The sequence below is a fragment of the Woeseia sp. D3-10 genome (genome assembly GCF_055809415.1).
The window spans coordinates 764,590-784,471 of record NZ_JBVVTW010000007.1; the positions used below are offsets into that span (position 1 = coordinate 764,590).

Below are 19,882 nucleotides of genomic sequence, written 5' to 3' on the forward strand. Positions count from 1 at the left end.
ACCGGTCAGGGCACATTGTCGACATGCACCTGGTGAAGAAGTGCAACCTGTTCGTTGCTGTCGGCAACGGACATGGCGAGAGTTACGAGACCGGCCCGCTGTGCGGTACCGGGCGCGTAAGCAATGTTGCAGGCAGCCACCCGGTCGGTCACCAGCACTCGGGTTGCACCCGCAGCCAGCAGTTCCGCATCACTGTCCCGCTCGTCCTGACCAGTGGCTATCGCATAGCCCGCGTAACGACGCAACGTTCCGGTTGCGGTATCGCACAAATAACTGACAGGTCCATCCAGCAGGAACAGGCGTTGTCCGGGAGAACCGTAGGCAAAACGGAATGCCGGGCTGATGCGCACGTTGTCCTCACCCGGCATGGCATCAGTGTCAATATCAATCTGTGTACCCGGCGGCGTAATGACGTTAGCCAACTCATAGGCGTTAGCGCCAGGCACCCCAACGTTGTAGATAGAGAGGTAGTGCGAGGTGGACGAGAACGGCAGCGATATCTGCGTGAACTGGCCTACACTGTTGAAGGCGTTGTCGGGGCTTGCAAAATCCAGTTGATTGTCTGCGTCACCGGGTGGCTGTTCGCGGTAGCGTACGCCGTCGACTGAGTTCAGCATTTCAACAGCAACCACCGCACCGTTGCTGGTCACGCGAACACTGTTCGGCAAGGCGCGACGTATATCGCGAGCAATGCGGCGCAACGCGTTCTCGGACATGTCGACAAGTTCGGCGCGGCGCGTTTGATCCGCGAAGCCCGCAACCGGACCCGCGATAAACATCGCCATGAACGACACAACAATGCCACTGATCGCAATCGTGACGACAAGTTCAACGAGCGTGAATGCCTTTTGTTTGCGCTTCATGGCATCAGTGAGCGGGTTCGGTAGCCGCTTAGAATCAGATTTATGTCGGGTCCGCGACTGACGAGGACATCGACCCGCAGCGCGTCGCCTGACGGCACGCCTGGCAATGCGGACGTCGGAGTGACCGAAACATTGACTGTGTAATCCGCGAGCGCGGCTATCGGGTTATCGAATTGATCCCGGGCACCTGCGTCAAACAAGCCGTCGTAGTCATCCATGTCATCAAAAGCTGACCGGGCCCCCTCGCCATCCACACCGTCCGGGTCCGAGTAAGCGCGCAACATGATCTCTTCGAGATACGCCTCGGCAATGGCTGACGCCTGATGACGCAACATTGGGTCCGCACTCGCGCTGGTTGTCGTTGCCAGCAGGCCCAGTACGGTACCCGCGGCGATACCAACGATAACAATGGACACCAGTAACTCGACCATAGTCACGCCACGTTGACGTTTGAAGTTCATTGCGGCCCCCGCACGAGGCCGCTGCCGGCGCGCAGATCCAGGCTGTGCGTGCCGACACTGATGAGCAAGTCACCGGCCAGGTTGGTGCTACCGGTCGCATCAAAAACAAATGTTGCCGCAGGACTGGCTGTCACACCGGACGGCGCATTCCCCGCAGCCGCCTGCCCGGTGGGCAAGGCAACACTGAGCGGAAACGTCGCATCGGCAGGATTGCAGTGCCCCCCTTGAGCCGCTTGTTGCGCGAGCGTGTAGTTGCTCGCACTGAGCGAGACCTGAACCCGGCAGCCACTGCCCACCGCGACCTTCTGCGCATAGCGCAATGCCGATGCCAGTTCTTCGGCATAAGCGCGTTCAGCAAAGGTCTGGTTATTGAAAAAGCGCGGACCCGCAAGCGCGCCAAGCACGCCAATGATGACGATGACCAGTATCAGCTCAACGATTGTTAAGCCTTGCTGCAGCCCACGGTGACGCGGCGGACGCTGTCCGTTCCTGACGGAAGTACGCAACGGCGTCCGCATGTCCTAGCACCCGCTGAGATCAGTCGTAATATTCGGTGAAAAATTCACCACCGCGTCTTCGTACACGACAACGCAAGTCGCCGGATTAGGTGCACCCAGACGGCTGAAAGTAGCCTGATCGCCACCGCCGTTCACAGTTACGTTGTAGCCCGAGGTATCCGCGAGCGTCAAAGCCACATCACTGGCATCCGGGTAACCGTTGGTCAGGTTGATGGCAACCCCTTCCATCGCGACCGGGGTTACGCCCTGGGCTATCCACAAGCTATGAGCGAGTGCGGCGGCACCGCGGACACTGCCGGCAAGCCCCTGCGTCGTCGCAATCCGTGCCTCACGCTCCAGCGATGCAAAGCGCGGGATAGCGAAAGCTGCGAGTATCCCCAACAAGGCGATAACCACCACCAGTTCGATCAGTGTAAAACCGGCCGAACGAACGTTCGTTTTGTCGTACATGCAGTTCATGGGTGCCTCCTGTACTCGTACTGATTGAAGCCGGGCCGTACCGACCCGGACGCCGGGAACACTTTGCAGTGCCCGGGCCCGGATCGCCCGGCAGACATCAGCAACCGGCGGTTGACGGAGTGATTGTCGGCGCAGCGTTGGCTGCCGCTTCCGCATAGGTCACCTGACAGGTAGCAGGAGTCGCAGCGCCCGTTTTCGTAAAGGTCGTTGTCGTGCCTGCAACACTGGTTGTGAACCCACTGATGTCAGCCAACGTATCTTCGATGGTCGCGGCATCGGGATAGCCGTTGGCCATGTCGATGCTGTTGCCTTCCATCAGCACCGGGGTTGCACCGGTTGCCAGAAACAGGCCGTGCGACATAGCCGCTGCACTGCGCAGGCTGCCCGACAAGCCCTGTACCGTCGCTGCGCGTGCTTCCCGTTCCAGTGATGCAAATCGCGGGATCGCGAAAGCAGCCAGAATGCCAAGCAGTGCGATAACGACGACCAATTCGATCAACGTAAAACCGCGTGTTTTTAGACTGTTCATTTCTAGTTCCTTTTCCATGGTTTGAAAGAGTTTGCCGATCCATCGACCAGCGGTACTGCGGTACTGCGGTACTGCTTACTCACCGTTACAATCGCGCGCCGGAGGCCAGCCATTCGCTGCCCGCCATACGCAACAATCGAACGCCGTATAGTTCATCGCGTGCCGCATTGAAAATGCCATCGGCATCGCGGTCGTCAAAAATCACCCGCACTTCGAACTCCGGGTCCTGCCAGTGTCGATCTCGATCTGTCAGTGTGTAAGGTTCGCCAATCCGGTAAACAAGACGCTTCTTGTCCGGGTCGAAATACCAGCGCTTCTGCGGGACGCTGTCCGAACCGCTGCGCTGTTCCCCTATGTAGTTGTCCGGAGCCTGTAACAACAAAGTCATCGGATTGGCTTGTTCGAGCTCACCAATGCTCGCGGAATCTCCGCGTACGATTCGTTGCGCCGCTTCCATTACGAGTGTGTTCTTCAGTTGGCTCTCAATGTTGAGCACCGACACTCGTTCTGCTTCGTCCAGATAGGGCAACAAGCGGGTTACCGCGGTGACCAGCAGAGTTCCGATAATGACGATAACCACTACCAGCTCCAGCAGCGTGAAGCCTGCACCGTACTTGTGGCTGGCGTGGCCGCTCATCAGCCCGCCCTCGTCTTGGCGACCATGTCCCACATGGGCAGGAACACACCGAGCGCCAGAACCAGCACCATCGCGCCGACCGTGATGATCAGTATCGGCTCCAACGCAGCGCTTAGATTCTCAAGATCGTAGTCCACTTCGCGTTTGTAAAAGTCGGCCGACTCACTGAGCAGTTCAGGCAGTGCCCCGGTTTCTTCACCCAGCGCGATCATCTGCAGGATCAATGGCGTGAACAACTCAGTGTTGCGTGCGGTCACTGACAGTGACTCGCCGCGCTCAACGCCAGCCAGCAATTCATCCAGTTTGCCTGCCAAAAACACATTCCCAACTGAGCCGGCAATTGAACGCAGGGTCTGGTTGATCGGCAACCCCGCCTCAAGCGCAACGGACAGCGAGCGTGTAACACGTGCCAATGCCGCATTGCGCATGATCATGCCAACAACCGGTAGCCGGAGCTTGTAACGATCCCAGGTCATCCGGCCCGATCGGGTGTTTACCCAGCGCGCAACAGCAGCGCCAAGCATCGTTATGCTTGTCAGCAACAATGGCCATTGATTAGCGGCGAAACTGGAAACGCCGGTGATGATGCGGGTCGGCAGTGGAATGTCGTCACCAAGTTGGCGGAAGATGGGCTCGAACGCCGGAATGACAAACAAGGTAATGATCCCCATCGCTACACCGATCGCCGCCATGACAATCAACGGGTAGCGAATCGCAGAACGAACACGTTTGCGGATGTCTTCGTCCGTGCTCAGGTATTCGTACAGTCGCAGGAATGCGGTATCCATCGTTCCCGTCGATTCGCCGATCTCGACAATGCTGATGAACAGCGCAGAAAATATCTTTGGGTGCCGCGACAATGACTGGGAAAGGGATCGGCCCGATTCCAGGCTACCAATGACTTCCACCAACGTGCCCTTGAGCACTTCGTTGTGGGTCGTGTCCATCAGCCCGTGTATGCCCTTCAGCAATGGCAAACCCGTGCGGGTTATCGTGTGCATCTGCCGACAAAACAACACCATGTCTTTGGTCGTCGGCCGGCCGCCACCGAGCCGCCGCCACAATTCGCCGACCGTCATACCGGTCTTCTGATCGGCATTTCGGATTTCTACCGGAGTAACACCCGTATTGATCAGGCGCACAGCAACCGCATCAGCAGAACTGCCGGACAGTCTGCCAGTCACCGGTTCACCGCGAGATGAACGACCTTTGTAGACAAAATCACCCATTTAGAGGACCGTTTCCTCGCGTGCCGACGGCCGTACGACGTTGACGTCGATATCAACGCCTCCACTGATTCGGATCGCTTCCTCCAGTGAGGTAATGCCACTCATCGCATACTCGACCGCACAGTTACTGAGCGGCACGTAGCTATCCTTCTCCGTACAGGCTTTGAGAAATCCATCAAGGTCCTCGCGACGAATGCTCTCAGTCAGTCGCGAATCGATCTCGAGCAGTTCGTAAACGCCGATCCGCCCCCGATACCCGGTGAGGTAGCAATAGTTGCAGCCGCGGCCATGGAAGAACTCGGACTTGGCTGCCATTTCTTCGCCCAGTTGTTCAGCCAGCCATGCTTCCTGGCTTGCCGTCGGCGTCAATGGCTCCTTGCAGCTGTCACAAATTCTGCGTACCAGGCGTTGCGCGACAATTCCCTGTAACGCTGCCGCAATCAGATAACCCGGCGCACCCATGTCCAGCAATCGGTTCACTGTTGCTGCCGCGCTGACTGTGTGTAGTGTCGAAAAGACGAGGTGACCTGTCGTTGCAGACCCGCAAACCGATATCGACGGTTTCTTTGTCGCGCATTTCGCCGACCAGCATGATGTCCGGGTCCTGCCGCAAGGCGGTGCGCAATATACGGCCGAAATCCAGACCGATACGCGGGTTGACCTGCACCTGATTAATTCGGGCGAGGCGGTATTCAACCGGGTCCTCAATCGTGATGATCTTGGTTTCAGGGCGGTTAATGTGATTGAGTGCCGAGTACAGTGTTGTGGTCTTGCCGCTGCCTGTCGGCCCCGTAACCAGCACCATGCCACCCGGTCGCTCGATCAATCGGGTAAAGCGTTGCAGGATATTCTGCGGCATACCCAGCTTACTCAATGTCAGCAGGTTCGCAGATTGATCCAGCAGGCGCAGGACTACTGACTCGCCGTGTTGCACCGGCAATGTCGATACACGCACATCAATGTTTTGGGTATTGATGCGCATGGAGAAACGACCATCCTGTGGCAGACGTTTCTCCGAAATATCCAGACCGCTCATCAATTTCAGACGAGTAACTACGGCAGAGGCAACGCCACGCCCTTCAATCTGATGTTCCTGCAGCACACCATCGACGCGCTGGCGAATTCGCAATACGTGCTCGCCCGGCTCGATATGGATGTCCGATGCTTTCACTTGCACCGCATCTTTGAACATTGATTGCAGCAACTTGATAACCGGCGCATCGTCCGCGTCTTCATCGGCTGTCAGTTCGTCAATATCGATGCCGTCGTCACTCAGGTCTTCCGTGACCGCAACTGCCAGCTTGTCGATTTCATCGGTATGCCGGTAGACGATATCTATCGTTCGCAGCAGGTCCGACTCCTTGACCAGGCACAAACGTATTTTCTTCTTGAGCAAGCGTTGCAGCTCGTCGTAGCCCAGCAGATCCGTCGGATCAGCCATGCCCACCAGCAATCCGCGAGGATCAGCCTGCAACACCAATGATCGATGCCGGCGTGCGTGCACTTCCGGCAGCAACTGCACCGTGTCGTGATCCAGCTTCAACGACATGATGTCAATGAACTCTATATCGAGGCGCCGCGACAGAAAGCTGTGCAGCTCGTTCTCGCTGATCGCACCACTTTCCATGAGGGCGCGACCGAGCTTGTAGCCACTGCGCTTCTGCAATGCCAGTGCCGCTTGCAACTCGTCATTGCTAATGACCCCGGCCTCCAACAGCATCTCGCCAAGACGCATCTTTTTACGTCGTAGCGAGCCCGTTGTCGTTCCCATCGGATCAATCATTGTCATCTCCGATTTGCCGCCGCTGCGAGATCAAAGGCCGTCAGACAATTGCATGCGGGACATCGAGTCACGCGCTGCAGCGGCCCATACCGAGTCGTTGTCGACAACAATCGGTTTGAGAAGAATGACCAGCTCTGTCTTGCTCTCGACGTCACGCTGACTTCGGAACAAGCCGCCGACACCCGGTATTCGGCCCAATACCGGTGTTGCGAATGACTGCTTGCGGCTGGAATTTCGCATCAACCCGCCAATGACAATGATCTGGCCACTGCGCGCTTTGACGATGCTGTCGGATTCGCGAATTTCGCTGAACGCCAGCGGCAACGTGTCGGTCTCACCCGATACGGTCAAGGCCTTCTGTTGATCAATGACTTCGCTGACGGTCGGGTGGATGTGCAATATGACTTCGCCGCTGGCGCTGATTTGTGGCGTCACGTCGAGCGCGATGCCACTGAAGAACGGTGTCAACTCGACATCCCGTGAGGTCGTAGACGATGTGCCGGTAACAGTATTGCTACTGACGCTGGTGACGAAGAATTCGTCGGAGCCGGCTTTTATGACAGCTTTTTGATTGTTTAGCGTTGAAACCCGCGGGCTTGACAGCACGCGCGTGTCACCCTGTGATTCAAGCAGTTCGATGAAAGCATTAAAGTCGCCAACATCAAATGCCATGGTGAATGCACCGCCAAGCGTTTCCTTGATGAAACCATCTACAGTCGATCCCGGCGAGACTACAACCGAATCACCACCGAGTTCATCCAGGCTCCCCGAAAAATCGCCCGGAGGTGCCAGCTGTCCAAAGGTGTAATCTGTCGCCCCGGCTGTTCTGCGCCACAGCTACCCAGTTGATGCCGGCCTGGTAGCCTTCGCTCAACTGGACTTCGACGATCTTGGCTTCAAGTATGACCTGACGTTGTGCGATTGATTGAATGGTCTGCAGGTACGTTTCGACATCGCGCAACTTGTCCGGCATCGCACTGACTACAACAACGCCGGCTTGTGCGTTAACAACAACGCTGTGGCCGTTCACGCTACCGACTATTGATTCAACGGTGTCCTGCAACTCAGCCCAGAAGTCCGCTTCATAGTTGGTTTCGATTCGTGAACCGCTCACCTGCTGCTGGGAATTTTCACTTCCGCCGGGGTAGCCTGAACCACCCGACAACGGGTCTTGCAGGCCGCCGAGACCGCCACGGTTGCGGCCTGAGCGTGACGATTCGGTCACCTGTCCGGAGCTGACGCGGGTACGGGATGAACCACTGCGTTGCAGATTCAAATAGTCGATTTGAAAAATTCGGCTCTGCACGCTTGCCGGCAAAACGATGAAACCCGCGCCGCTGCGTCGGTAGGCGTAGCCGTACACATCGCTAACGACGTCGAGCACTTCGTTGACGTTAACGTTCTTCAATGTCAGTGAAACGTTGCCGGTAACCTCGGGGTGGACAACGATGTTGTGCCGGGTGCCGTCAACCAGCGCCATAAAAAATTCGCCTGCCGGTGTGTTGCTCGAGTTAACGTCGAAACGTTCTTCATCGAACTGCGGAAGACTGGGTCCGGCAGCAACCGGATCCGGCTTGGCGGCAACGGCTTGTGCCGGTGCCGGTGCCCTGGCCTCTTCCATGGCTGCCTGAATGCTGCGCTCGGTGGTCTCGCCGCGCGGAACCCCGGTGGCGCAGGACGCCGTCAACAGGGTTATGGCGATAGCCGTTGCTATAGTCTTGATCATCAGGTGGTGCTCCAGTAGTCGCTCACTGTCTGCTCTGCGCGCTAAGCAAGGGGACGCTAAAGGCTCGGTCACCTCGTACAAAACTGACTTTGTTACTCAAGATTTCACTAATAATGGCACCGCCTACCGATTCACCTACCCGGAGACGCTGGCCGTTGATCACAGCGATACGACGATCGCCGGATATAAACACTGCACTCACCCGCAAAGCTGCTGTCGCAACAGCGCCGTCGCCGGCCGGTGATATGTAGCTGGGACGGGTCGGATCGCCAAGCTCAGCGTGCGCCGCTGACACTATGAGCAAGCAAAGTGAAACGAATGTTTGTAATGTCCTATGCACCGATCCACTCCTCGTCGAGACTCAACGTACTCACTTCAATCCGTACCCGGTTCTGCGGATACTCGACTACGTCGAGCTCAAGGAACTGCCAATAAAAACGCCACGGCAACGCTTCGATTTTTTCGAGATAGGCAAGGCAATCCAGGTAACTGCCTTCAACTTCGATCTCAAGTCCGTGCCGGTAAAGCACGACCGCGGCATTCTGGTCGTCGGCTGTCAGCGCTTCGGCACCGAGGTTTCGAATACGCTTCAAGCGCAGGTTTGACTGGCCTTTCAGCACACTCTCCAGGACGAAAGCCATTTCACCCGGGTCTATGAGTTTCCCGGAGTATTCAGACAGTTCGCTATCCAGCGCATCAATACGTCGCTTTATCAACGCGAAGCGGGACTGATTGGTTGAATCGATCTGCGACAGTTGCAACACCTGGTCCTGCAAACTTTCGTTAGCGAGTTCAATTCGTGCTTGCGTTTCCGTAATGTCCTGACGGGCTTTGGCAGCCTGCTGCAGCAATGGCTGCATCAGCATCAGATGCCAGGCCGTGCCACACAACGCCAGAACTGTGATAAAGACCAACACGCGTTCTCGCACTGACAAGGCATCAACGCGCGCCAACAATTCGATCCATTTTTCTTTGATCGGGTAATCGGTGCTCATTGAAAAAGCACCTCATTGGCTTTCAGCGTTGCGTCACTGGTAACCACAAAACTGACCGTCTGCGCTGTCTCGTCGTCAGCGCGGTCAATTTCCAGACGGTGGAAACGTTGCGCCGCAAACGGCTCTTCATCGGCCAGGTACTGCAAATAGCTGGGTACCAGGTCGGCACGTAGCGCTTCGCCCTGCAGCCAGATCCGTTCGCCTTTTGCGGATAGCGCGATATTGGTTAACCAGAGACCCGGCATGGTTTGTCGGGCTAACGATCGAAGGTGGCGAGCAAATCCATTTGCATCGCCGAGTTCAGTGCCACTGATGAGCCGCAGACTGGCTTCTTTCTCAGACAGTTCACCGCTGGCCTGATCAAGGCGATCAGCCCAGCTGGTTTCGCCAACCACAGCCTCAATGGTAGTGCGCAAACTACCGAGCCGTTCAACCGCCGCCGATTCCTGAGCGGCGATCACCGCCAGCTCCTTGTCGACACCGGCAATGCGGTAGCTGGCATATGTAGAAAGCAAGAACAGCGTGACAATGACGCTGGCCGCCACCTGCAACAACAATACCGCCGGAAAACGCGCCGAGCGTTCACGAAATCGGGTCTGGTAAAAATTAACTTCCTGTTGCATGGGTCATTCCCAGGCTGTCGCGGAGTCCGGCCGCAAAGCCGCTCCGACAGCGAATAGACAGGCTTTCTGATCGTCAACGCTGAGTGGCTCGTCAAGTTCGAACATGGTGTTCAAATCGAGATCGAACACGTTCAGGCCAAGCTGTTCAGTGATGGCCGTTCTGAGTGGTGCCATACCGGTTCCCGGCCCAAGGACCAAGGTGTTCACGGACGGCAGGTCGTAGTGCGCTTCGTAGTAATCCAGCGATCGTTGCAGCTCCAGGCAAATCGACGGGATCAATGCGGTACTCAACTGGGTGTTCGGTGAATCGTCCAACTGCAGCTGGCCGATATCGATATGCCGTATCAGGTACAGCACGCGCTGGCGGGTGATCGTCAGCAGCCCTGCGTTGTCGGTAAAGTGGAGAAATGCGACCCCTTCCTGATCCTGGCGCAATCGTGCAGCCAGGTTGCGCATGCAGAGTTCAGGGAGGTCCAGCACATCCAGTTTCAGTCCAGCGGCTTTCAACTGCGCGACTTGTGCGGCCACCTGTTCGCGTCTGGCGATAATCGCGTAAGCAGACTGGTTCATGCCGCCACGTGCCTTTGCCGGCATTTCCAGCAATTCGATCACGGCGTCGTCCAGCGCCATCTCAATGCGATCTTTAATGCGCCAACCGACAGCGCTGCGCATTTCTGCGCGTGGCGCGTTCGGCAGCTCTTCAAGCAGGAGTTGGTAGCTGCCATCCGGCAATACAGAACTGATGGCCGAACGATGCACAGAGGGTCCGTCAAGGTGCAGACCGGACAAATTGGTAAGCCCCTGCTCATCGGTTGCAACGTCAATCAGCGACGTTTCCAACCGCGGCACGTGTTGATCACGGTGCGAGGCTCTGACCAACGCAGCTCGGCCGCCATGCCAGGTTACTGCGGCACGACCCCGGGAGACCGATACATTCTTGAGTCCTTGCAACACGGATCATTCCAGTTGATTTGACAGAACGCCGCGAGTATAGGCAGGGGCGTTATGTATAAGTCGTGAGCTTCGTCACAGCTACCGGCAGGAACCGCAAATACTTGAGGTACAAGATGAATATCTGTGACAGCACGCACGTTTTGCCCGCCAGAACGGCTTGCAAAACGAGGCTGAAAAGGGCTGGAACTGCCTCAGTGGCGCTGGTAACCACTCACTGCAGCGGTGAAAACGACGTCGGTAGAGCTGTTCAGCGCCGTTTCCGCCGAGTCTTGCAGGATGCTGATAACAAAGCCGACGGCAACCACCTGCATCGCCACTTCATTCGGTATTCCAAAGAGACTGCAGCTCAGTGGGATGAGCAACAACGAGCCTCCGGCAACACCTGACGCGCCACAGGCCGACAACGCCGCCACAACGCTCAACAGCATCGCGGTCGCAAAATCGACACTGATTCCCAACGTGTTCGCCGCTGCCAAGGTCAGCACGGTGATGGTGATTGCGGCGCCGCCCATGTTGATGGTCGCGCCGAGTGGGATAGACACCGCGTACGTGTCCTTCTCGAGACCCAGCCGCTCACTCAGTGCGAGATTCACCGGAATGTTGGCCGCGGAGCTGCGGGTAAAAAAAGCCGTTACGCCACTCTCCCGCAGACAAGTCCACACCAGTGGGTACGGGTTACTGCGTATTCTGACCCAGACAATGAGTGGGTTAACGACCAGGGCCATGATCAACATCGCGCCCAGCAGTACGGTAAGTATGCGCGCGTAGCCACCCAGCGCCGACAGACCCGCTTCTGCCAGATTGCCGGCAACCAGGCCAAAGATACCGACAGGCGCCAGACGTATGACAATGCGCACGATCATGGTGATGGCCGCGGCAACATCGGCGAACGCCGTCTTGGTGGTCGCTGAAGAATGGCGCAAGCTCACGCCCAAAGCGACGCCCCAAACCAGAATGCCGATGAAGTTGCCGTTCATAATGGCGCTGACCGGGTTATCGACCATCTTGAACAACAGGTTGTTCAATACCTGGCCAATACCCTGCGGCGGCTGCATCGCAATGTCCGTGACATTGAGCGTCAGAACCGTCGGGAACAGCGTACTGAGGAGCACGGCAACGAACGCGGCGCTTAACGTGCCGACCAGGTACAGGATAACTATGGGCCGCATGTTCGGCTGATGACCGGCGCCCTGATTCGCCAACGCGGCGGCGACCAATACCAGTACCAGTACCGGCGCGACCGCTTTCAATGCCTGCACAAAGAGGCTGCCCAACAACATGACGCTTTGCGCCGCTTCCTGGGAGATCAGGGCGAGCAACACACCGCAAACGATACCGACGGCAATTTGCAGCACGAGGCTACCCGAGGCAATTCTTTGCAAGACGGTCTGGTTAGCCATAATCCCCACTCTTGTTGCGGCAGGCTTCCGGCCCGCACGGTGTTGTGGCGGCATTATCAGTGAAAGCGGCGGCTGTGGCGACCGCAAATGCCCGGGGCAGCGTTGCTCGCCGGGGCGCCCTGACGATCAGCGGGCGTCTTTACGCCTGCAGCGAACCGGTGTTCGCCGCAGGCCAATCACGGGCTCAAGCTTTGCGTTTAGCCCGTTCAATTGCTTCGACGATCAGCTCGCGGGCCTTGTCGGCGCCAAACCAGTCGCCAATCTTCACCCACTTGCCGGGTTCGAGATCCTTGTAGTGCTCGAAGAAGTGCTCCACCTGCTGCAGGGTGATGGGCGGCAAGTCCGAATAATTGGTAACAGCTTCCCAGCGCTGGGTCAGATGCGGCGACGGTACAGCAAGGATTTTTTCGTCCTGGCCCGCATTGTCTTCCATGATCAGTACGCCGATCGGACGCACATTGATGAGACAGCCCGGCATTAACGCGCGGGTATTACAAATGAGCACGTCGATCGGATCACCGTCATCAGACAAGGTGTGCGGCACGAAACCGTAGTTGCCCGGGTAGGCCATGGGCGTGTACAGGAAGCGATCCACAACCAGCATGCCGGCATCCTTGTCCATCTCGTACTTGATCGGCTGGCCGCCAAGTGGAACTTCAACTATAACGTTAACGTCGTTCGGGGGATTGTCCCCGATCGATATGGCATCGATACGCATGTTCTGAACCTGTGTTTGATTGGGTCGAGCGGCCCTGATCTCGGCGGCAATCAGTCTAGCAGACGGTGCTGTCACGCCGCTCCAGGTCCAGCGGAGGCGGCAATGTACACGTTTTTGTCAAAAAAATCCGCTGCTCTGTCGACATCCCTGGACTCGGATAGAAAATCGATGACCGGGATGTTCCGGCCGGGCTGCACTTCCGGCAGATCACTCCGTATTTCGAGTGTTATTCCGTAGCCTATTGTTCCTATAGACTATTTTGCGCCCATGGTGAGAATGACCCGAACATTGGCAGCGTAATCCTGCAAGCTCCCGGCACGCCCATAAACGGACGCATGGATGAAATCCTGGACGTTAACCTTGAGCATTGGAACGTGTGGGAAGGGCACATGCAGTGGCCGGCGGTTTATTACCAAGCCGACCCGTTATGGTGCGCACAGTGGAGCAATTCCATTAACGACCCGGACCTGAACCGGGGCAAGCCCACATCACTAACGAAGCACGGGAAAACCAGCAAGAAATTGGTATGGCGCTAATGGCCACTGTATTCGCAATTTCGCGCATCGATTTTTGACGCGACTTGGTCTCTTAGGTTATCGACGAGAAATAGCATTGTGTTTCGTGATTGTATGGTTTTGGGATTTTTCGAGTTCATAAAGGCGACGCCCTTAACCCCGCTTCCTAACAAGGACACGCTTGAATATGTTTCCCCAAATTCTTTGCAGTCATTTTGCACTTCGAATGCGCCTGCCAGGCTTTCATATTCTTCAAAGTACAATCCTAAACGCCGTATTTCTTTAGCATCTAATTCTTTGGCGGCGTTCTCCTCATCGATTTTCTCCTTTGCAAGTTGCCGCGCGTCCGCCTTGGCACCATTCCAGGGAATGAGTGCGTCGTCTCGCATGGGCCTCAAATTGAACTCCGGATAGCCATCGTTAGGTTTAACTCCAAATGACATTCTGAATTCAGCGTGGCCATCGCGGCACGGCGGCAGGAACTTATCTTGTACGGCGCCAAGTCCACCACTGTAGTCAATAACCTCACCAATCTTTACGCAGATAGCGCTGGGAGCCCATTCGTATTTCCCCGCTGCTGCAGCATCGGAACTAGTATAGACGGGGTTTCCGGTTGTGCCTTGGTCATTCCTTTGCAGAAATCCTAATGCCACACTGTCATGTCTTTCATAATTTACATCCGGACATTCCCCGGGTTTAATTGTGTACCACCCGGCAACTAATCCGTTTTCACCTGTGAATAACGTACCGCTGTTTGTCGAAAATTTTACGTATATCAGATCTGCATTCCCCTTATTGCAGACCCGTACAATGTTTGAGTAGTTTTGTGCATGAGCAATCGGAACCCAGATCGCCGAGCAGATTAACAATATTGCGTATAACTGTATTCTTCCCAAAACTCTCAAATGCATCATTGTTCTCTGCGTCGTCGTTAAAAGCTGAAAAGCTATACTACCGAAAATGAAGATAGCGAATTCGGACAAATGATTTACCCCTGATTTTGTAAATACGTCATTTAGTGAAACCGGGTATGGAAAAATCGGGAGCAAGTTGCCTGATCGCTCGTTCAGCCTTCATTTTGCACCCGCACTCGTACGAAGTCGGCAGGTCCTACCCGCTTTTCCCGGCAAACGAGCCCGCTCTGAGTTGCCCACCGCAGTTAGATTGGCGGAAATCCCGTTCTTGTTCGTCTGTTAATAACTTGTCAATAGACGAATGAACTGCGGCACGTGCAGCGAATACCGCAGTGTGAAACGGCTATTGGCCTGGCATAACCCCTGACTACCCTTTTTGTCGTTGCACGGTACCGTGTCCGATCTCATGCGTAGTCTGAACCGTCGCTGCCTTGACCAAATAAGCGACATTCCGAGGCCCAGATAATGACTCGCACCAACACTATATTGCTCGCAACTCTTGCTTGCCTGGTTACGGCCTGCGCCGATGACGCAGCACAACCAGAAACCCCGACTGAACAAGCATACGACCTGCTAATCACCGACGGGCGCATCGTTGACGGCTCAGGTGCACCCTGGTACCGCGCTGACATCGCAATTAGCAATGGCAAGATCGTCGAAATTGGCGATCTGGCAGAGCGTCCCGCACAGCGAACAATTGATGCCGCGGATCGTGTAGTCAGCCCCGGCTTCATTGACATGATGGGCGGCAGCACACTGCCGTTGCTGGTCGATCCCGACAGCGCACTAAGCAAACTTCACCAGGGCGTAACCACACTGCTGGTTGGCGAACTGACGACAGAGGCACCGCACAACGATGAGACCTTTCCTGTCGGGCTCAAAATCGATGGAGTCGAGGTCAAATGGCAAACGTACAAAGAGTATTTTGCGTTACTCGAAAAACACAAAATTCCGCTCAACGCGGTCCACAACATTGGCGCCGCCCAAGTACGGTTGGTCGTTCTCGGCAACGAAGACCGTCCGCCGAACGCGGCCGAACTGGAACAGATGAAAGCCATCGTCGCCGAAGCCATGGAGGACGGGGTCTTTGGTTTGGCAACATCGCTCATATACCCGCCGGCCACCTATGCCAGCAAACAAGAGCTTGTTGAACTTGCCAAAGTCGCCGCTCGCTACAACGGCATCTACCTGACGCACATGCGCAACGAAAGTTTTCGCGTACTTGAAGCGTTGGAAGAAGCCATAGAAATCGGCGCAGAAGCCGGCCTACCTGTACACATCTATCACCTAAAAGCCGCTGGTCAGGAGAACTGGCCATTGATGCAGAAGTCGCTGGATCGCATCGCGCTGGCACGACGAAACGGATCGGACGTGACAGCAGACGTCTACCCGTATATCCGCAACGGCATATTCCTAGGCTCGTTTTTTCATCCCCGCCACTATGCACAAGGTGAAGACGCCTTCGTCGCCACTTTGTCAGATCCCGCCGTTCGAGCCAGTTTACGCGCGGAAACCGAATCAACCAGCGACTGGGAAAACTGGTACCGCCACATTGGAAGTAACTGGGACAACGCGCTGATTACCAAAGCGGTCCCGAAAAAGAACGAGATCTATGTCGGCATGTCCGTTCAGGAAGCCGCTGACGTGGCCGGTGTCGATCCGTGGGAACTGGTTTTCGACTTACTGCAAGTGTCGAATTCGCTGTGGGATGTCGGGGTGTCGCCGAAGAGTATGAACGAAGAACAAAAAATTCAGGCCTTGCGCGCGCCGTTCATGTCCATCGACAGTGATGCATCGCCTGTGAATCCGGCTTCCGTATCCTCGGCCCACCCACGTGCATTCGGCACTTTCCCGCGGGTACTCGCCAAGTACGTACGCGACGAGGGTGTACTCACGCTGGAAGAAGGGGTGCGCAAAATGACTTCGCTGCCAGCAAACCGTCTGCGCCTGTTTAACCGAGGCCGAATCAGCCCCGGAATGGCCGCCGACATCGTGATATTCGACCCCGAGAAAATTCAGGACAAAGCGACGTTCACCGAACCGCTGCTTTACGCGGAAGGCATAGACTATTCGATCGTCAATGGGGTTGCTGTAATAGCAGAAGGCAGCTACACCGGATCGGAACCCGGCCTGGTCTTGCGTTCAAAACGCAACTAGCGGCGTTGCGGCGAGATTGCTGGTCACGCGGTTCGAAGCTTGCCGCCTAATCCCGGCAAGTCCAGCGAATCTCAATACCGTTGCAACGGCAAGTACGCGACAACAACACCATCGTTGGCGAGTGCTTGCCGCGCACCAGCGGGTCGGAGCAAACGGCGTACTGCACGCTGTTGTGTTGCCGGGGATTGCACTGACGCTGCAAGAACGGGTATGTGTGGCGGGGAAATACCGTGAATCGCCACACGGTTATCGCGCGCTCCTTGCTACCCCGTCTATACAATAACGATCTGACCCTGCATCCAAGTTATTGTCGATAAAAAAACAGGCCGCGTGCTGCGGCCTGCTTTTTTTTGTTCACCCTGCTCTACCGTCAACGGTACCTGTTAAGTGCGACGGCCCGTATTCTCGTCACGACCGCTAACGGCCGGCACTCAGTTTCGGTAATCGAGAGCAGGTGGCCGATCGCCGAGCATTGCTTCATAGACGAAATCATTGCCGCGCCATTCGTCAAACTCCGCTTTCGCGTCCTTCAGCAATTGCTCGTTCTGGAACATCTCAATCGTCGCCAGTGACATCGCTTTGGCGGCGACCTGCGCACCCTTGAAGCCGATAGTCATTCCACTCGCTGCCGTTGATTGCCAACTGTGCGCCGAGGTTCCCGGCACCCAGGTCGCAGTATTGAGTCCGACTGTCGGCACGACCATGGACACATCACCCACGTCAGTCGAACCGTAGCCGAGGCTCTTCTCGAACGGCTGCACTTCTTCCTGACTACCGAGTGACAGGCCTGGTTTGTTCAATGTCGCGTAGATCTGTTCCGCAAAAGCCTGTTCCGAACTGTTGTATTCCACACCACCCACCTGCCGCAGTTTTTCATCCATCATCCTGGCGAGCACGTCATTGACGAGCACCGGGTGGTTGCCGTGAATGATTTCCCAGTCAACTTGAGTGCCCGTGCCCAGTGCAGCGCCCTTCGCCGCCTCTTCAAGACGCGTCCATATCTCGCGAACTGTCGCTGCCTCAGGATGCCGCACGTAGTAAAAAACTTCCGCGAAATCCGGGACGACGTTCGGCGCAACACCGCCGGCCGTAATGACGTAATGAATCCGGGTTTGCTGTGGCACGTGTTCGCGCATCAGGTTGATCATATGATTGAATGCTTCAACTCCATCCAGTGCCGAACGTGCCTTTTCCGGTGCGCCGGCCGCATGCGCCGACACACCGCGAAATCGGAACTTGGCAGAACGATTTGCCAGCGTCGTGCTGGCTTCGGCGGAGTTCTGGTCACTGGGATGCCAGTGAACTACGGCGTCCACGTCATCAAACAGGCCGGCACGCACCATGTAGACCTTGCCGCTGCCGCCCTCTTCTGCCGGCGTACCGTACAGTCGCACTGTTCCGGGGTGGCCACTTTGTTCGAGCCAGTGTGCCACTGCTATGGCAGCGCCGATTGATCCTGCACCGAACAGGTTGTGCCCGCAGGCGTGGCCGGCTCCTTTGCCCGGTATCGGCGAGCGCTGCGGCACAGCGTCCTGATTGATGCCCGGCAACGCATCAAACTCAGCGAGAATACCGATGACCGGCCCGCCTGAGCCGAAACTGGCCTGAAAGGCCGTCGGAATGTCGGCAACGCCCGTCTCTACGGTAAAGCCGGCCGCGCGCAATTCGGCCTGCAGCAATTCGCTGCTACGGGTTTCCTGATAGCCAACCTCGGCCAGCTCCCAGAGGTTCTGTGCAAGATCCGCCGTTTGCTCGTAACGCCCGTCGATGAATGACATCAATTCGTCCCGATCATCAGCCATTACGTTCGTCGTTATCACTGCAATCGACAACACAAGGTATTTTCGCCATACAATTCGCAACACCAGCTTTCTCCTCAATCGCTTCACAGCATTGCAAAGCGGGTAAAGTCTTCGTCAGCAAGCTATGCAGTGTTGCAAGTATTGCCGCTGGCGGCAACCGGGTGATTGCCTTAAGCTCAGAACCGCTCCCGGCATACCGCAGGCCCTAATTCGGCGCGATAATCGGCGCCGGATTCAACGACCTTCGGGTTCAACTACAGGATTATCAATGACACATCAGACCCGTTACTTGCGCAGTTTCTGGGCGCTCGCTGTCACTCTCATTTCACTCGGAACTAACGCCGCGACCACCGAAGTCCAGCCACGCTACAGCGACGAAATGACTGCGCTTAAGACCAACCCGGCCGTCGCCGCTGCTCTGGCGCATGTCGTTGACATAGAACCACGCTCGCACGCGGATCTCATTGAGCTGACTGAAATTCCGGCGCCACCGTTTAAAGAACAACGCCGTGCGGAACGCTTCGCCGAGTTACTCCGCGAAGCAGGATTAACTGATGTTTCTATTGATACAGCAGGCAATGTTATCGGGCTGCGCCCCGGTCGGAGTGGCGACAAAGTTGTTGCTTACAGTGGTCATCTGGATACGGTTTTCCCGGAAGATACTGACGTTACTGTTCGCTTTGATGGCAAGCGCATGTACGCGCCTGGCATTGGCGACAACACCCGCGGGTTGGTCGTCGTCCTCGGTGTATTGCGCGCTCTGCAACACGCGAACATAGAAACTGATGCCGACATTCTGTTTATCGGCAACGTTGGCGAAGAGGGCCTTGGCGATTTACGCGGAGTTAAACACCTGTTCCGCGAAGGCGCGCGCAAGATAGATGCGTTGATTGCCGTTGACGGTGGCGAAACCGATCGAATTGTTTATGGCGGCGTCGGTTCACACCGTTACAGAGTGACCTTCAAAGGTCCTGGCGGGCATTCCTGGGGCGCTTTCGGTACCGCCAATCCGCACCACGCACTCGGCCGCGCCATTGCCTTGTTCGATGAGAACGCGCCGGCGGTGACAGAGACAGGCGAGAAGACCAGCTACAACATTGGTCGCATCGGTGGCGGTACCTCCATCAACTCCGTGCCGTTCGAATCCTGGATGGAAGTCGACATGCGGTCGGGCAATCAAGACAAACTCGATGATATCGATGCCGTACTGCAAGAGGCTGTACAGCAAGCGCTGCAGGAAGAAAACGAGGGAAGGTCAAGAGATGCAGCGCTGACGGTAGACGTAGAGCGAGTTGGCACCCGCCCGGCGGCTATGGGCGACCCGCAATCGGAATTGGTACAACGGGCGATGGCGGCGACCAAAGCGTACGACATTGAACCTGAGCTGCGTATATCATCGACGGATGCCAACCTGCCCATTTCCATCGGCGTGCCGGCTGTAACAATGAGCCGTGGCGGCAAAGGTGGCGATGCTCACGCTCCGGATGAATGGTGGGAAAACGATCAGGGTTACCTGGCAATGCAGATCGGTATCCTGACCTTATTGGCTACCGCGGGTATTGCCAACTAGCTGCGTGATCCTGTCGCCCGTTCAGAGTC

The 19,882-nt window shown here is 56.4% G+C and carries 19 protein-coding genes and 1 pseudogene; 2 read left to right on the forward strand and 18 right to left on the reverse strand.

Annotated features, from left to right (window positions below):
- Nucleotides 1-5 precede the first annotated feature (5 nt).
- From AC0L8N_RS04300 to AC0L8N_RS04380, 17 genes and pseudogenes are all read right to left on the reverse strand, one after another.
- Nucleotides 6-863, reverse strand: a complete 858-nt coding sequence (locus AC0L8N_RS04300; protein ID WP_473666341.1) for a type II secretion system protein — start codon at nucleotides 861-863, stop codon at nucleotides 6-8.
- Complete coding sequence (locus tag AC0L8N_RS04305; RefSeq protein ID WP_473666342.1) at nucleotides 860-1,324, reverse strand: prepilin-type N-terminal cleavage/methylation domain-containing protein; 465 nt, start codon at nucleotides 1,322-1,324, stop codon at nucleotides 860-862. Before AC0L8N_RS04305 ends, AC0L8N_RS04300 begins: the two co-directional genes overlap by 4 nt.
- Nucleotides 1,321-1,842 (reverse strand): GspH/FimT family pseudopilin, encoded by a 522-nt coding sequence (locus tag AC0L8N_RS04310; RefSeq protein ID WP_473666343.1) that lies wholly within the window; start codon nucleotides 1,840-1,842, stop codon nucleotides 1,321-1,323. The genes AC0L8N_RS04305 and AC0L8N_RS04310 overlap by 4 nt, the downstream gene beginning before the upstream one ends.
- Before the next feature lie 3 nt (nucleotides 1,843-1,845).
- Complete coding sequence (locus AC0L8N_RS04315) at nucleotides 1,846-2,301, reverse strand: type II secretion system protein (protein WP_473666344.1); 456 nt, start codon at nucleotides 2,299-2,301, stop codon at nucleotides 1,846-1,848.
- Nucleotides 2,302-2,398: 97 nt separating this feature from the next.
- On the reverse strand, nucleotides 2,399-2,830 hold the full coding sequence (locus AC0L8N_RS04320) for a type II secretion system protein (RefSeq protein ID WP_473666345.1): 432 nt from the start codon (nucleotides 2,828-2,830) through the stop codon (nucleotides 2,399-2,401).
- Nucleotides 2,831-2,915: 85 nt separating this feature from the next.
- Nucleotides 2,916-3,467: a type II secretion system protein gene (locus tag AC0L8N_RS04325; protein WP_473666346.1), complete on the reverse strand. Its 552-nt coding sequence runs from the start codon at nucleotides 3,465-3,467 to the stop codon at nucleotides 2,916-2,918.
- Complete coding sequence (locus AC0L8N_RS04330; RefSeq protein WP_473666347.1) at nucleotides 3,467-4,696, reverse strand: type II secretion system F family protein; 1,230 nt, start codon at nucleotides 4,694-4,696, stop codon at nucleotides 3,467-3,469. Before AC0L8N_RS04330 ends, AC0L8N_RS04325 begins: the two co-directional genes overlap by 1 nt.
- Nucleotides 4,697-6,467: pseudogene (locus AC0L8N_RS04335) on the reverse strand (GspE/PulE family protein).
- A 42-nt stretch (nucleotides 6,468-6,509) separates the two neighbouring features.
- Nucleotides 6,510-7,151, reverse strand: a complete 642-nt coding sequence (locus AC0L8N_RS04340; protein WP_473666348.1) for a type II secretion system protein GspD — start codon at nucleotides 7,149-7,151, stop codon at nucleotides 6,510-6,512.
- An 82-nt stretch (nucleotides 7,152-7,233) separates the two neighbouring features.
- Complete coding sequence (locus AC0L8N_RS04345) at nucleotides 7,234-8,205, reverse strand: secretin N-terminal domain-containing protein (protein ID WP_473666349.1); 972 nt, start codon at nucleotides 8,203-8,205, stop codon at nucleotides 7,234-7,236.
- Between the two features lie 22 nt (nucleotides 8,206-8,227).
- The gene (locus AC0L8N_RS04350) at nucleotides 8,228-8,545 is read right to left on the reverse strand and encodes a hypothetical protein (protein ID WP_473666350.1); all 318 of its coding nucleotides are present in this window, start codon (nucleotides 8,543-8,545) and stop codon (nucleotides 8,228-8,230) included.
- Nucleotides 8,538-9,200 carry a hypothetical protein gene (locus tag AC0L8N_RS04355; RefSeq protein ID WP_473666351.1) on the reverse strand — a complete coding sequence of 221 codons (663 nt, stop codon included), beginning with the start codon at nucleotides 9,198-9,200 and terminating at the stop codon, nucleotides 8,538-8,540. Before AC0L8N_RS04355 ends, AC0L8N_RS04350 begins: the two co-directional genes overlap by 8 nt.
- A complete protein-coding gene (locus AC0L8N_RS04360) occupies nucleotides 9,197-9,823 on the reverse strand; it encodes a PilN domain-containing protein (protein ID WP_473666352.1) in 627 nt (208 codons plus the stop codon). Before AC0L8N_RS04360 ends, AC0L8N_RS04355 begins: the two co-directional genes overlap by 4 nt.
- Nucleotides 9,824-9,826: 3 nt before the next feature.
- The gene (gene pilM / locus AC0L8N_RS04365) at nucleotides 9,827-10,777 is read right to left on the reverse strand and encodes a type IV pilus biogenesis protein PilM (protein ID WP_473666353.1); all 951 of its coding nucleotides are present in this window, start codon (nucleotides 10,775-10,777) and stop codon (nucleotides 9,827-9,829) included.
- Nucleotides 10,778-10,968: 191 nt separating this feature from the next.
- Nucleotides 10,969-12,177: a serine/threonine transporter SstT gene (sstT, locus tag AC0L8N_RS04370; protein WP_473666354.1), complete on the reverse strand. Its 1,209-nt coding sequence runs from the start codon at nucleotides 12,175-12,177 to the stop codon at nucleotides 10,969-10,971.
- A 184-nt stretch (nucleotides 12,178-12,361) separates the two neighbouring features.
- On the reverse strand, nucleotides 12,362-12,895 hold the full coding sequence (gene ppa, locus AC0L8N_RS04375; protein ID WP_473666355.1) for an inorganic diphosphatase: 534 nt from the start codon (nucleotides 12,893-12,895) through the stop codon (nucleotides 12,362-12,364).
- 532 nt (nucleotides 12,896-13,427) lie between these two features.
- Nucleotides 13,428-14,324 (reverse strand): hypothetical protein, encoded by an 897-nt coding sequence (locus tag AC0L8N_RS04380; protein ID WP_473666356.1) that lies wholly within the window; start codon nucleotides 14,322-14,324, stop codon nucleotides 13,428-13,430.
- Nucleotides 14,325-14,789: 465 nt separating this feature from the next.
- Here AC0L8N_RS04380 and AC0L8N_RS04385 point away from each other — a divergent pair, with 465 nt between their 5' ends.
- Nucleotides 14,790-16,481 carry an N-acyl-D-amino-acid deacylase family protein gene (locus tag AC0L8N_RS04385; RefSeq protein WP_473666357.1) on the forward strand — a complete coding sequence of 564 codons (1,692 nt, stop codon included), beginning with the start codon at nucleotides 14,790-14,792 and terminating at the stop codon, nucleotides 16,479-16,481.
- Nucleotides 16,482-16,912: 431 nt separating this feature from the next.
- Here the strand turns inward: AC0L8N_RS04385 and AC0L8N_RS04390 are convergent, their stop codons facing one another.
- Entirely contained in the window at nucleotides 16,913-18,283 is a 1,371-nt protein-coding gene (locus AC0L8N_RS04390; protein ID WP_473670031.1) for an amidohydrolase, read from the reverse strand.
- A 268-nt stretch (nucleotides 18,284-18,551) separates the two neighbouring features.
- Between AC0L8N_RS04390 and AC0L8N_RS04395 the strand changes: the two genes are divergently transcribed.
- The gene (locus AC0L8N_RS04395) at nucleotides 18,552-19,853 is read left to right on the forward strand and encodes a M20/M25/M40 family metallo-hydrolase (protein WP_473666358.1); all 1,302 of its coding nucleotides are present in this window, start codon (nucleotides 18,552-18,554) and stop codon (nucleotides 19,851-19,853) included.
- The last annotated feature ends 29 nt before the right edge of the window (nucleotides 19,854-19,882 follow it).